The organism is Candidatus Zixiibacteriota bacterium, assembly GCA_040752595.1.
Taxonomy (GTDB): domain Bacteria; phylum Zixibacteria; class MSB-5A5; order WJJR01; family WJJR01; genus JACQFV01.
This window is the reverse complement of the sequence record JBFMGX010000040.1, coordinates 49,403-62,722: the sequence shown is the minus strand read 5'-3', so window position 1 is coordinate 62,722 and position 13,320 is coordinate 49,403. Positions and strand designations below refer to the sequence as shown.

10 protein-coding genes are annotated in these 13,320 nt (G+C 62.4%); all 10 read left to right on the top strand.

Going from position 1 to position 13,320, the window contains the following annotated elements; translation table 11 throughout:
- Position 1: 1 nt before the first annotated feature.
- The 10 genes from selA (at position 2) to gatB (ending at position 13,316) form a co-directional block, all read left to right on the top strand.
- Entirely contained in the window at positions 2–1,396 is a 1,395-nt protein-coding gene (gene selA / locus AB1792_09875; GenBank protein ID MEW5702524.1) for an L-seryl-tRNA(Sec) selenium transferase, read from the top strand.
- A 140-nt stretch (positions 1,397–1,536) separates the two neighbouring features.
- Entirely contained in the window at positions 1,537–3,420 is a 1,884-nt protein-coding gene (gene selB, locus AB1792_09870) for a selenocysteine-specific translation elongation factor (protein ID MEW5702523.1), read from the top strand.
- Positions 3,417–5,009 carry an amidohydrolase gene (locus AB1792_09865; protein MEW5702522.1) on the top strand — a complete coding sequence of 531 codons (1,593 nt, stop codon included), beginning with the start codon at positions 3,417–3,419 and terminating at the stop codon, positions 5,007–5,009. The genes selB and AB1792_09865 overlap by 4 nt, the downstream gene beginning before the upstream one ends.
- A gap of 252 nt (positions 5,010–5,261) precedes the next feature.
- Positions 5,262–6,518: a nodulation protein NfeD gene (locus tag AB1792_09860; GenBank protein ID MEW5702521.1), complete on the top strand. Its 1,257-nt coding sequence runs from the start codon at positions 5,262–5,264 to the stop codon at positions 6,516–6,518.
- A 73-nt stretch (positions 6,519–6,591) separates the two neighbouring features.
- A complete protein-coding gene (locus AB1792_09855; GenBank protein ID MEW5702520.1) occupies positions 6,592–7,374 on the top strand; it encodes a slipin family protein in 783 nt (260 codons plus the stop codon).
- A 102-nt stretch (positions 7,375–7,476) separates the two neighbouring features.
- Positions 7,477–7,887: a nuclear transport factor 2 family protein gene (locus AB1792_09850; GenBank protein MEW5702519.1), complete on the top strand. Its 411-nt coding sequence runs from the start codon at positions 7,477–7,479 to the stop codon at positions 7,885–7,887.
- Positions 7,888–8,062: 175 nt separating this feature from the next.
- Complete coding sequence (locus AB1792_09845) at positions 8,063–8,431, top strand: nuclear transport factor 2 family protein (GenBank protein MEW5702518.1); 369 nt, start codon at positions 8,063–8,065, stop codon at positions 8,429–8,431.
- 382 nt (positions 8,432–8,813) lie between these two features.
- Complete coding sequence (locus AB1792_09840) at positions 8,814–10,139, top strand: glutamine synthetase family protein (GenBank protein ID MEW5702517.1); 1,326 nt, start codon at positions 8,814–8,816, stop codon at positions 10,137–10,139.
- 235 nt (positions 10,140–10,374) lie between these two features.
- Complete coding sequence (gatA, locus tag AB1792_09835; GenBank protein MEW5702516.1) at positions 10,375–11,817, top strand: Asp-tRNA(Asn)/Glu-tRNA(Gln) amidotransferase subunit GatA; 1,443 nt, start codon at positions 10,375–10,377, stop codon at positions 11,815–11,817.
- Between the two features lie 38 nt (positions 11,818–11,855).
- The gene (gene gatB / locus AB1792_09830) at positions 11,856–13,316 is read left to right on the top strand and encodes an Asp-tRNA(Asn)/Glu-tRNA(Gln) amidotransferase subunit GatB (GenBank protein ID MEW5702515.1); all 1,461 of its coding nucleotides are present in this window, start codon (positions 11,856–11,858) and stop codon (positions 13,314–13,316) included.
- Positions 13,317–13,320: the final 4 nt, after the last annotated feature.

Below are 13,320 nucleotides of genomic sequence, written 5' to 3'. Positions count from 1 at the left end.
CATGAACAAGCGTCAGTCCCGTTCGGAACCATCGCCGCCGACTCGTCCCCCGTCGGTCGAGGTCCTCCTTGAGCATGCTTCGCTGGCCGCTCTGATTGCCCGCGATGGCCGGCCTGCGATCACCGAGGACATCCGTGCGGTCGTCGGAAGATATCGTGATTCCATCAATGTCGGAGATCCGTGGCCCGGAGTGGATGAGATCATAGCCGATGTCATCGCTCGCGCGGCGACCCGAAGGCGTCGGTTCCCTCAGAGGGTCATCAATGCGACCGGCGTGCTGCTGCACACCAATTTGGGACGGGCTCCGTGGGACCGGCAGCTCGTGGAGCACGTGCTGCCGCAGTTGACGTCGTATGTGTCCCTCGAATTCGATCTGGAGTGCGGCACGCGCGGCCGACGCGGTGCGGCCGTCGAGGCGGAGTTGGCGTCACTGGCAGAGGCGGAAGCGGGGTTGATCGTGAACAACAACGCGGCTGCCGTCTACCTCGTGTTGACGACGTTGGCCTGGGGCAGAGAGGTCGTCATCTCGCGTGGTGAACTGGTTCAAATCGGCGGCGGATTCCGCATACCGGAAATCCTCGCCCGCAGCGGCGCGGTACTCCGTGAAGTCGGCACGACCAATCAGACCGTCTTGGCGGATTACGAGAAGGCCTGTGGTCCGCAGACGGCGCTGATCCTCAAAGTCCACCGTTCGAACTTCGTGCAGACCGGGTTTGTCTCGGAAGTTGAGCCGAGGGACCTGGCATCTTTCGGACGCCATCGCGGCATTCCGGTCGTCTGGGATCTGGGCTCCGGTGCAGTCGGCCCCGGCGCGATTTGCGCGTACTCAGGCGAGCCGACATTGCGGGCGGCCGTCGGATGCGGTGCCGACTTGGTGACTGCTTCGGGCGACAAACTCTTGGGCGGTCCGCAGGCGGGGATCATCTTGGGGCGCACGGAACTGATCAACCGACTGCGCAAGGACCCTTTCTACCGAGCCCTCCGTCCGGGGAAGAACACACTGCTGGCCATGGAGGAAACAGTCGCGGCGCATCGGGCCGGTCGCGCGGAGACCGCCATTCCACTGTACCGGCTCCTCGCGGTTCCTGTCGACGAGTTGCATCGACGTGCGTCCTCCCTGACCACTGCGGCCAAAGCGGCAGGATGGCAAGCGGAGACAACTGCGACCGCAGATACGTTTGGTGGCGGTGCTGCTCCAGGGAAGACCATCCCCGGTTGGGGCCTGAGTCTGTCCCCTCCCCCTGATGCCGGGGCGATGGCAGACGCGGCGCGGGCATTCACGCCTCCGATCATCGGCACGATCGTGGATGGGCGATTCGTGTTGTCACTGCGGACGATGTTCGCCGCCGATGATGATGACGTCGCGCGGTTCCTGAAGAGCGCTGCAAGGGGCTGAAGCCCCTTGTCCGTGGATTGGGATTCTGTGTCTTGAGGCATGTGTGGCCGCGATCTCTGATCGCGGTCCCGCAAAGTTGTAGGTCAGGAGCCCTGTGCTCCTGACATCAGTCTGAATCTGGATCTCCGAATATGTACGTGATGGGCACCGCCGGGCACGTCGACCACGGAAAGTCCACGTTGGTCATGGCGCTCTCCGGCATCGATCCCGACCGTCTCCCGGAGGAGAAGGCGCGCGGGATGACCATTGATCTCGGCTTCGCCTGGGTGACCACGAAATCCGGCGAGACGATCGGTATTGTCGACGTTCCGGGGCATGAGCGGTTCGTGAAGAACATGATTGCCGGCGTCGGCGCCATCGACTTCGTCCTTCTGGTGATCGCCGCCGATGATGGCTGGATGCCGCAGTCGGCCGAACATCTCGCCATCCTGCGCTTCCTGGGTGTGCGTCGGGGAATCGTGGTCATCACCAAGATCGGCCTCGTGGAGCGTGACTGGCTGGAGTTGGTGAAGGCCGACGTGCGTGACCATGTGGCCGGTGCCTTTCCCGATTCCGAACCGCCGGCCATCGTTCCTGTCGATTCGGTGACGGGAGAGGGGCTGGATGATCTGCGTGATGCCATCGATGCGATGACGCGCACGCTGTCGCCGCGGCGCGACATCGGCAAGCCGCGCTTGTACATCGACCGGGTCTTTGCGGTTGCCGGGCGCGGCGTTGTGGTCACAGGGACACTGATCGATGGCGCGCTGTCGGTTGGGCAGAGCGTGGTTCTCGTTCCCGGCGCCGGCAATGCCCGTGTTCGTGAGTTGCAGGTGCACAAGCGTGGTGTGACGACGGCGTTGCCGGGACAGCGGGTCGCGGTCAATCTGGCGGGCGCGGACAGTGACAATGTGAAGCGCGGGCAATGCCTCGTGATGCCAACGGACGCCGCGACCAGCGATCGACTGTGGGGTCAGGTTCGCATCCTCCCTGACGCGACGCATCCCCTGGAGCGGCAACGGCAGGTTCTGGTCATGTTGGGGACGGTTGAGCCGGATGGCATCGCCCGACCAGTCAGCGAAGCGCACATCGAACCCGGCCAAGAGGGATTTTGTGAGTTCCATCTTCGTCAGCCGATCAAGGCGCGTCTTCAGGACCGCTTCGTCCTCCGCTGGCCGACTCCGGGGGTGACAATTGGCGGCGGAATCATCCTGGATTTGGGCGGCGACCGTCGCGCGCACCGCGACCCCGATCTGCTGCGGCGGTTGCAGCTGCGTCGTGATGGAACGATTGCCTCGTATCGCCGGACCGAACTGGGGAAACGTGGTTTCGCATCGCGTGCCGGTTTCCTGGACGAGGGGCCGTTCACAGCATCGGAGATTGCCGCCGATTTGGACCAGGCCTTGCAGAGAGGGGATGTTGCAGAGTCGCGGGGCTGGCTTTTCGATGCGGCCTGGCTGGCGGACAGTCGGCGGCAGTTGGTCGGGATACTCGCGTTGATTCATCACGAACAGCCCTATCTGTCTGGCCTCAATCTGGCAGCATGGCAGGCGCGCGCCCGAATCCCTGCCGAACCGATGCCGGCTCTCGCCGACTGGCTCTCAAGTTCGGGTGAGGTGGCGCGGACCGGTGACGCGTATCACCTTCCCGGACATCAGGCGGCGTTGCCGGCCGATTGGAATGGGGAGGCGGAGCGCCTCTGGAAGACGCTGATCGATGGGGGGATGTTGCCGCCGACGCGCGAAGATCTGGAATCACGCACCGAGCATGCCAGGGCGATCCTCGGCTTCTGGATCTCGACCGGACGAGTGTTGGCACTGGGCGATGGTGTGATTCTGACGACCGAGCTCTATGCTGCTGTCCGTGAGAAGGTGCGTGAGGCCCTGCGCACCCAACCGTCGTTGACGGCGGGGCAACTGCGCGACTTGCTCGGCACGACACGGCGGTATGCGGTGCCGATCGGCGAGGCGCTCGATCGCGAGGGCATCACCCGCCGCGTCGGTGATGTGCGCGTGTTGGCGGAGGAGGGTTTGCGGGAGACGTGAAATCGTCACCGTCGATGCTGCGCTTCTTCAACGGTCCGATCGTCACGATGGACGCCGACGATCCGGTTGCCGGCGAGGTCGTCACCTCTGGCCATCGCATCGTCTGGGTGGGACGACGCGGATCGGCCCCGACCGAATATCGCCGCGCCCGTCCGGTCGATTTGAAGGGTCGGTTGCTGCTGCCGGCGTTCTCCGATGCACACACGCATTTCTTGATGCTGGCGCGCGCGCTGTCCGATCTCGATTTGCGACGCGTCCACACATCCGTTGCCCTACGAGAATGCCTGCGAAGACACCGACAGGCAACCGGGGTCGGAGGCGGCTGGATCATCGGCCATGGATTCGATCCCAACCTGTGGCTTGGGGCCCGTCCCAGCCGGAAGGGGCTGGACGATCTGGAGCTGCAACGGCCGATAGCGATCTTCAGCCATGATGAACATTCACTCTGGGTGAACACGATCGCTCTGCGCCGCGCCGGAATCGATCGCGAAACTCCCGATCCTCCGGGGGGCAGAATCGAACGCGATTCGTCCGGCCAGCCGACGGGGATTCTGTACGAGACGGCCTGCAACCTGGTGTGGGGCAAGGTACCCGAACCGACGCTCTCGGAAGCGGAACGACTGATCGCACAGACGCAGAGTGAAGCCCATGCCGTCGGCGTTGCAGCCATCCACGACATGGGCCATGCTCTTACGCTGGCGGCGTTCCACGGCTTGCGCGAGAAGGGTCGACTGCGGTTGCGTCTCTGGAAGTCCATTGGACTTGATCATCTCGATGAGGCCGTCACACTCGGCCTGAGATCGGGATTGGGGGATCGTTGGATCAAGATCGGGGCGGTCAAAATCTTCCTCGATGGGGCCCTGGGTTCGCGCACAGCGTGGATGTATCGTCCATACACGGGCGATCGCTCCCATCGGGGTATCTGCCGGATGGAGAAGGCGGAATTCGCCGACGTCGTTCGACGTGCCGCGGCGCATGGGCTTTCTGTTTGTGTGCATGCCATCGGCGATGCCGCCGTGGGACAGGCGGTGGACGTGCTGCGCAGGCACGAGGCGCGATTCCCGCGCCGCCAACCGCCCCGGATCGAGCATCTGCAGTTGATCGATCCCAAGGGCCTCAAGCGGCTCGCGGGGTCCCGCATCATTGCCTCAATGCAGCCGTCCCATCTGCTCACCGACCGCGACTATGTCGACCGTCATTGGGGCAGACGCGTGAAGGACGCCTTTGTCTTTCGTTCGCTGTGGGATCAGGGGACCGTGATGGCGTTTGGTTCGGATGCGCCGATCGAGCGGCTGTGCCCAATCGATGGAATAGGAGCCGCCGTGCATCGCGCGTGCCCAAAGGACCGCCGGGGATCATGGTATCCGCGTCAGCGGCTCTCGGTCTGGGAGGCGGTCTGGGGCTTTTCAGTCGGCGCTGCCATCGCTGCGGGCGACGGTGATCAACGTGGCCGCATCGCCCCCGGGATGCTGGCTGATTTGGTCGTCTTGGATCGCAACATCTTCGCCATACATCCGTCGGATGTCTTCGCGGCGCAGGTGATGATGACGGTGGTCGATGGTGACTGCGTGTATGAACGGTCCGCGTAGGGGCACGGCGTGCCGTGCCCGCGACATCACATCAAGGTCTTCCCTCACCCGTTTCGGCCTGAAGGCCGAAACACCCTCTCCCGGAGGGAGAGGGTAGTGACTAACCTCTCCCCTTGGGAGAGGTCGATCCGGCCGGCGGCCGGATCGGGTGAGGGAGCGCCCCCGTTTTCCATTGACGGAGTTCGACGGTTTCGCGTACGTATGATTATGACAACACGAATCGCTGGCCGGCGATGGCTGGAGATGGGCGCGATGCTCGCCGTCCTATGGGTCGCTCTGATGGTCTCTTCCGCGGACGCGGTCGTTGTCGACGTCATGCGGATTGATGGGCCGATCGGCCCGGTGGCCGCGACGGCGGTCGAGAACGCCGTCGAAGACGCGGAGGAGTCGGGGGCCGAGGTCCTCATCGTGGAGTTGGACACACCGGGCGGGTTGATGGCGACCACGCATGACATCACGCAGGAGATCCTCAACGCCAATGTGCCGGTCGTCGTCTATGTGTCGCCGTCGGGGGCCAGCGCGACCTCGGCGGGCGTCTTCATCCTCGTGTCGGGGCACTTTGCCGTGATGGCGCCGGGGACCAATGCCGGCGCGGCGCATCCGGTCACGTTGGAAGGGAAGATGGACTCGACGATGTCGGAGAAGGCGGGCAATGACGCCGCCGCCAACATCCGGGCCATCGCGCACCGGCGGGGCCGCAACGCCAACTGGGCCGATCGGGCGGTGCGGAAATCCGAGTCGATCACCGCCGATGACGCCGTCGACTCCAACGTTGTCGACTTCATCGCCGCCAACATCTCCGATCTGCTTGACTCGCTCGATGGCCGCAAGGTGGCGCTCCCGCGCGGCGAAGTCACGCTGGCGACCAAGGGGGCACATATCAACCGCATCCTGCCGACCTGGCGGGAGAAGATCCTGACTGTGCTGACGAACCCCAATATCGCGTACATCCTGATGTCGATCGGCTGGATCGGGATTCTCATGGAACTGTACAATCCCGGCTCGATCTTCCCCGGCGTGATCGGGGCGATCTCGCTGATTCTGGGTTTCTACTCGCTGCAAACGTTGCCGATCAATTACGCCGGTCTGTCACTGATCGTCCTGGCGATCATTCTCTTCATCCTCGAACTCAAGATCGTCAGCCACGGGCTTCTGACCGTCGGAGGGGCCATCGCCATGATCATCGGCTCGCTAATGCTGATTGATTCGCCGGATCCGGCGGCGCGCATCTCATTCACCGTCATCCTTGCGGTGGTCGGCACGACCGTGGCCTTTTTCGTTTTTGCATTGGCGCTGGCCGTCAAGGCGCGTCTGCGTAAGCCCACCACCGGTGTGGAGGGGCTGATCGGGCAGTTCGGCACGGCGCGGGAGGCGTTCGAGACGGAGGGGATGGTCTATCTGCTGGGTGAGTACTGGAGCGCCCGCACATCCGCTCCCGTGGCTGCCGGAGGACGAATACAAGTGACAGGCAAGGAAGGAATGCTGCTGCTGGTCAAACCGGTCTTATAGGATGTTGATGTAGGTCAGGTGCCCTGTGCACCTGACAAAACCCGCTGGCCAAACCGGTCTCATAGGAGGGGATATGCAAGTGCCTGGTCTGGGAACACTGACCGTTGTCATCGTTGTCCTGATCATTCTGGCCAACGCGATTCGCATTCTCAAAGAGTATGAACGCGGCGTCATCTTTCGTCTGGGGCGCCTGATCGGCGCCAAGGGGCCGGGCCTGATCCTGCTCATCCCGATCATCGACAAGATGCAGCGCGTCGATCTGCGCACCGTCACCTTCGATGTGCCGCCGCAGGATGTGATCACGCGCGACAACGTCACCATCAAGGTCAACGCCGTCGTCTACTTCCGTGTCATCGATCCCAACATGGCGATCGTCAATGTCGCCAACTACATGATGGCGACCTCGCAGATTGCGCAGACGACCTTGCGCTCGATCCTCGGCCAGTTCGAGCTGGATGACCTCTTGTCCAATCGAGAGCACATCAACCAGAAGCTGCAGCACATCATCGACGAGCAGACCGAGCCGTGGGGGATCAAGGTCTCCGTGGTCGAGGTCAAGAACGTCGATCTCCCGGTCGAGATGCAGCGCGCCATCGCCCGTCAGGCCGAGGCCGAACGCGAACGCCGCGCCAAGGTCATCCACGCCGAAGGCGAATTCCAGGCCTCCGAAAAGCTGGCCCAAGCGGCGGAGATCATCGGCAAGAACCCGGCCGCCATCCAACTGCGCTATCTGCAGACCTTGACTGAGGTCGCCACCGAGAAGAACTCGACCACGATCTTCCCGGTGCCGATCGACCTCTTGACGCCGTTCGTGCGCGCGATGGAGCGGACGAACCCGTCGCGAGTTGATGCATAGGAGTGTGCCCGCGATCTGTGATCGCGGGCGGCCGGCGTGGCCCTGACGTTCGTCAGGGTGTGAAATCACTGACCAAGGTCAGTGCCACACGGAGATAGCACCATGGACTCAGCTCCAATCGCCGTCGTCCACGCCTTCATCGCCGCGATCAATGAGGGCGATGTGAACGGACTCTCCCGTTTAATGGCCGACGACCACACGTTCGTCGATTCGCTGGGCCATGTGGAGACCCGGCGCGACAAGATGACCGCCGGGTGGGCGACGTACTTCGGCATGTTTCCCGACTACAGGATCGAAGTCGAGACCATCTTTGAGCATGGGGACATGGTCGCGGTCTTCGGGCGCGCAGTCGGGACGTACAATGGGAAGCGCGGTTTGGTCCTGGCGAACCGGGTCGTTATGCCCGCTGCCTGGAAGGCCATCGTGGCGAACGGGAAGATCAGGCATTGGCAGGTCTACGCGGACTGGTCGGAAGGACTCAAAACAATCGAAGCAGACAACGCGCAGATGTAGCCCGTGCCACTGACGTTCGTCTGTGGTCGGTCTCGTAGGGTGCGTGCTTTGCACGCACCACTGCGCAGAGAAAGACCGTGCGTTTGGAGAACGCACCCTACGGGCTGACCAAGGTCAGGGCCACGAGACCGCGATCGGAGATCGCGGGCACGCAGGACAGAATACGGAGAACACGGTGAACAAGAAAGACGCTGCGGTATCATTCCTGCGCCTCGCGGCTTCCGGAAAGGCGCGTGGGGCATACGAGAAATACGTCCATCCCGATTTTCGGCACCACAACGTCTACTTTCGCGGCGATGGAGAATCGCTGCTGGTCGCGATGGAAGAGAATGCGCGGCAATGCCCCGACAAAGTCTTCGAGCCGATCCGCGCATTTGAAGATGGGGATTTCGTGATCGTGCACGGGAAGGTCCGGCTCACCCCCGGCGGCTCCGATTATGTCCTGATTCACATCTTCCGTTTTGCCGGCGACCTCATCATCGAAGAGTGGGAGGCCGCTTCAGAAGTGCCGAAGGATTCCCCGAATGAGAACGGGGCGTTTTGAAATCCCTGGTACAGCAACAGCAGATTCCTCACTTCGTTCGGAATGACTCATGAGAGTGCAATGGGGCGGGGTTTGTCACCCCGAACGAAGTGAGGGGTCTGCTATTCACTCCCATGCCGCGTATTGTTACGCCACGTCCGAGTGAACTGGGACTCCGGACGCCGAGTTCATGTGAGGCAATGAGTTGAGATACATCAGGCCGTGTCAGACTCGGACGCGCATATGGTTGGCCGATGTGACATTCACAACTCCTTAGCCCATCGCCCCTTACAAAGATTCCTCTTTCGGTCGAAAATTGCCGTTGACTTGTGGGGCGCTGCCCCTTGATTGCGGCCTTTTCCGGGGGGCGGGAAGCCACGATCAACCATAAGGGAGCCGGGAGATGGTGAAGACCAGAGACGACATTCTCGCCACCTTGGATGCCAACAAAGTCGGATACATTCGCCTGCTGTTCACCGACGTCCTCGGGCAGATGAAGGGGATGTCGATCACCCGCAGCGAAATCGAGGCGGTGCTTGATGAAGGGCAGGGATTCGACGGCTCCTCGGTCGAGGGGTATGTCCGCATCGAGGAATCGGACCTGATGGCGATTCCCGATCTGCGTTCGTTCCGGATCATCCCTTGGGAAGTCGCCGGCGAACGGGTCGCCTGCATGTTCTGCGACATCCAGAATCCCGATGGCACCCCGTTCGAGGGTGACCCGCGCCATGTGCTGAAGCGCGCCCTCGCCAAGGCGTCGGAGAAGGGATACACCTTCTACTGTGGACCGGAAATCGAGTACTTCTACTTCCGTGGACCCCGCGGCACCGAGTTGCTCGACAGCAATGGGTACTTCGACTACTCCACGGTCGATGAAGGAACCAAGCTGCGCAAGAAGGCGGTGGTTTCCCTCGAACAACTGGGAGTTCCGGTCGAATGCTCCCATCACGAAGTCGCGCCGTCACAGCACGAGATTGACCTGCGCTACCAGGAGGCGCTGGTCATGGCCGATTTCGCGATGCTTTACCGCTTCCTGATCAAGGAGCTGGCGCTGGCCTCCGGGGCCTACGCCTCGTTCATGCCCAAGCCGATCTTCGGGCAGAATGGCTCCGGGATGCACACCCACCAGTCGCTGTTCGCCGGTGGGCGCAATCTGTTCTTTGACGCCGCCGACCCCTACCATCTGTCCAAGCTGGCGCGCGGGTACATTGCCGGGATTCTCACGCACATCCGCGAGATCACACTGGTGCTCAATCAGTGGGTCAATTCCTACAAGCGGCTGGTCGTGGGGTACGAGGCGCCGGTGTATATCTCTTGGGGACGACGCAATCGTTCTTCGCTTGTGCGCGTCCCGATGTACCGGGTCGGCAAGGAGAAGGCCACCCGGATCGAGCTGCGCTCTCCCGATCCGGCCTGCAACCCCTACCTGGCATTTGCCTGCATGCTGACCTCCGGGTTGGCGGGCATCGACAAGGGGTACACTCTCCCCGACGCTGTGGAAGAGAACATCTTTCACATGGGCGACGAGGAACGCGCCCGGCGTCGGATCGCATCGCTGCCGTCCTCGCTGGCCGAGGCGTGCGATATTGCCGAGCAGTCGAGTCTGCTGCGGGAGGTCCTGGGCGAACACATCTTTCGCACGCTTCTGGCCAACAAGCGGCTGGAGTGGGACCGCTACCGCATGGCGGTCACCGATTTCGAGGTTCGCGAGTACCTGCCGCTGTTGTAACAGCCGTTGAGCTTTGCACGGGACTGACCGTGCGCACGGATTTGTCATCCCGAGTGAAGCGAGGGATCTGCTGTGTGGCAGGTAGAGTGAACAGCAGATCCTTCACTTCGTCCCTGCCCTTCGGGCACGGACTCGTTCAGGATGACATGGCTGAGCTTTGCTGCGAATCCAAACCCAGCCGCCGCCGGAGCACATGCACGTTTGTCTTTGGCGGCATTGCGTGCTATCATGGAGGATGATCGGTCCGCCGACCCATTGGTCCGTCGCGCAGACGGTTGACCGGATTCGCCGGGGGGTCGTTTCTGCCCTTGAGGTCACCGAGGCGCATCTGGCGCGGATCGAATCCCGCCAGCACCTGAACGCGTTCATCAGCACTACGCCCGATGAGGCCCGCACGACCGCGGCATCCATCGATGCCGCGCGGGCCGGTGGCGAGTCCCTCGGTCCACTGGCCGGTGTGCCGATCGCCATCAAGGACAACATCCTTGTCTCGGGGGTGCCCTGCACCTGCGGGTCGCGGATTCTGCGCGGCTGGATGCCGCCGTACGAGGCGACCGTGACCGAGCGGCTCCGGCGGGCAGGCGCGGTGATCGTCGGGAAGGCGAACTGCGATGAATTCGCCATGGGCTCGTCGACCGAAAACTCCGCGTATGGTCCCTCGCGGAATCCCCACGATCCCACACGAATCCCCGGTGGGTCTTCGGGCGGATCGGCGGTGGCGGTGGCCGACTTCCAGTCGATGGCAGCTTTGGGCTCCGACACAGGCGGTTCGGTACGTCAACCGGCCGGACACTGCGGCATCGTCGGGCTTAAGCCGACGTATGGTGCCGTGTCGCGGTGGGGATTGGTCGCGTTCGCGTCATCGCTGGATCAGATCGGTGTCTTCGGCCGCACCGTCGCCGATACCAAGTCGGTCTTTGATGTCATTCGCGGCCACGACCCACATGATTCGACCTCGATGCTTTTGCCACCTGAACGTCCGATCCCGGAGCGCCTGACCGTCGGAATGCCGAGGGAGTGTTTTGGGGATGGATTGGATGCGGATGTGCGGACGGCCGTAAAAGGGGCCGCCGATGCGCTGAGGCAGGCCGGTCACAGCATCGTCGAGGTTTCTCTCCCGCATTCGCAGTACACGATCGCGGCCTACTACATCATTTGTACCGCCGAGGCCTCGTCCAACCTGGCGCGCTATGACGGCGTCAAGTACGGCCATCGCACCGACACCGTCGATGACCTGTTTTCGATGTACCGCCGCACCCGGGCGGAGGGTTTCGGCGCCGAGGTCAAGCGGCGCATTCTCCTTGGGACTTATGTGCTTTCGGCGGGGTACTATGAGGCATATTATGGCACGGCGCAGAAGGTGCGCGCCAGAATCGCTGGCGACTTTGCCCGCGCGTTCGAAACGGTTGACTGTCTGTTGACGCCGACATCGCCCACGGTGGCGTTCCGTCTGGGGGAGAAGGTCGATGATCCGCTGGCGATGTATCTGTCGGACATCTATACGACATCGATCAACCTGGCCGGTTTGCCCGGAGTGTCGGTCCCATGCGGGACGTCATCGGCAGGATTGCCGATCGGTGCACAGATCATCGGCCGCCCGTTCGAGGAGCACATAATCCTGGCAACAGCGGAAGTGATCGAGCGGACAACGAGTCTGGTGGGTAAACAAGGGGCTTAAACCCCTTGTCCGCGTGACAACGTCGGCATGTGGCGGGCATGACTTCCAAACAGCGATACGAACCGGTCATTGGGTTGGAGGTGCACGCTCAGCTTCTGACCGATTCGAAGATCTTCTGCGGGTGTCGTTCCGCCTATGGCGGCGTGGCCAATGCGCAAACCTGCCCCGTTTGCCTCGGACTGCCGGGAGCGCTCCCAGTGCTCAATCGCCGGGCAGTCGAATACGCCACGCGCACGATTCTGGCGGTCGGCGGTCGAGTGAATCCACTATCGATCTTCGCGCGGAAGAACTACTTCTATCCCGATCTGCCCAAGGGATACCAAATCTCACAATATGATCGTCCACTGGGTGCAGGCGGCACGATTGCCATCACTGAGGATGGCAACGGGATTTCGATCGGACTCATCCGCATCCATGTCGAGGAAGACGCCGGCAAGTCATTTCATCCCGAGAACGCCGGGGATGAAGATACTACTCTGGTTGACATGAACCGCTGCGGCGTGCCGTTGATCGAGATCGTGAGCCGCCCCGACATCCGGTCCCCGCGTCAGGCCGGGCTGTATCTGACCCGGCTCCGTCAGATACTCGAATACCTCGAAGTGTGCAGCGGGAACATGGAGGAAGGGGCGCTGCGTTGCGACGCCAACGTCTCGGTGCGGCCGGTGGGCGAGAGCGCCTTCGGCACGCGCACGGAAGTCAAGAACATGAACTCGATCCGCGGCGTGGAGCGGGCGCTGGCATTCGAGATCGAACGGCAGACGCGGTTGCTGCAGTCCGGCGGCACGGTGGTTCAGGAAACGCTCCTTTGGGATGAGAAGGCGCAGACGGCACATCCCATGCGCAGCAAGGAAGAGTCTTCCGACTATCGCTATTTCCCGGAGCCTGATTTGTTGCCGTTGCGGATCGCGCCGGAATGGATTGAGTCGGTCCGCGCGTCCTTGCCGGAGATGCCGGAGGCGCGGGCACGACGGCTGGTGCAACAGTACGGGATCACCACCTACGATGCCTCGGTTCTGACGGACACCAGGGCGCTGGCGGAGTACTACGAAGCGACCGTGCGGCACTTCGCCGACGGCAAGAAGGCGGCGAATTGGATCATGACTGAGGTGCTGCGGGTCATCAAGGAACGTGGAATCGGCATCGGTGACTTCCCGGTCAAGCCGGAGGCACTGGCCGAATTGCTCGGAATGGTCGAGGCGGGCACGATTTCCGGCAAGATGGCCAAGGATATCTTTGAGCGGATGGTCGCTTCGGGGCAACGGGCCTCCGAGATCGTCAAGAGCGAAGGACTTGAGCAACTCTCGGACGATGGCGTTCTGATTGCGGTCATCGATGCTGTCATTGCCGACAACCCGGGGCAACTGGCGAAATACAAGGCGGGCAGGGCACAGCTCCTCGGTTTCTTTGTCGGTGAAACGATGAAACGCACGCAGGGACGCGCCAATCCGCAGCGGGTGAATGAACTGCTTCGGGAGCGGCTGGGTGCCCCGGGTGGCTGAGAAA

Bases quoted from the DNA above. Each gene is read 5' to 3' on its own strand.
- selA (MEW5702524.1), top strand. From the start codon at position 2: ATGAACAAGCGTCAGTCCCGTTCGGAACCATCGCCGCCGACTCGTCCC.
- selB (MEW5702523.1), top strand. From the start codon at position 1,537: ATGGGCACCGCCGGGCACGTCGACCACGGAAAGTCCACGTTGGTCATG.
- AB1792_09860 (MEW5702521.1), top strand. From the start codon at position 5,262: ATGCTCGCCGTCCTATGGGTCGCTCTGATGGTCTCTTCCGCGGACGCG.
- AB1792_09855 (MEW5702520.1), top strand. From the start codon at position 6,592: ATGCAAGTGCCTGGTCTGGGAACACTGACCGTTGTCATCGTTGTCCTG.
- AB1792_09850 (MEW5702519.1), top strand. From the start codon at position 7,477: ATGGACTCAGCTCCAATCGCCGTCGTCCACGCCTTCATCGCCGCGATC.
- AB1792_09840 (MEW5702517.1), top strand. From the start codon at position 8,814: ATGGTGAAGACCAGAGACGACATTCTCGCCACCTTGGATGCCAACAAA.
- gatA (MEW5702516.1), top strand. From the start codon at position 10,375: ATGATCGGTCCGCCGACCCATTGGTCCGTCGCGCAGACGGTTGACCGG.
- gatB (MEW5702515.1), top strand. From the start codon at position 11,856: ATGACTTCCAAACAGCGATACGAACCGGTCATTGGGTTGGAGGTGCAC.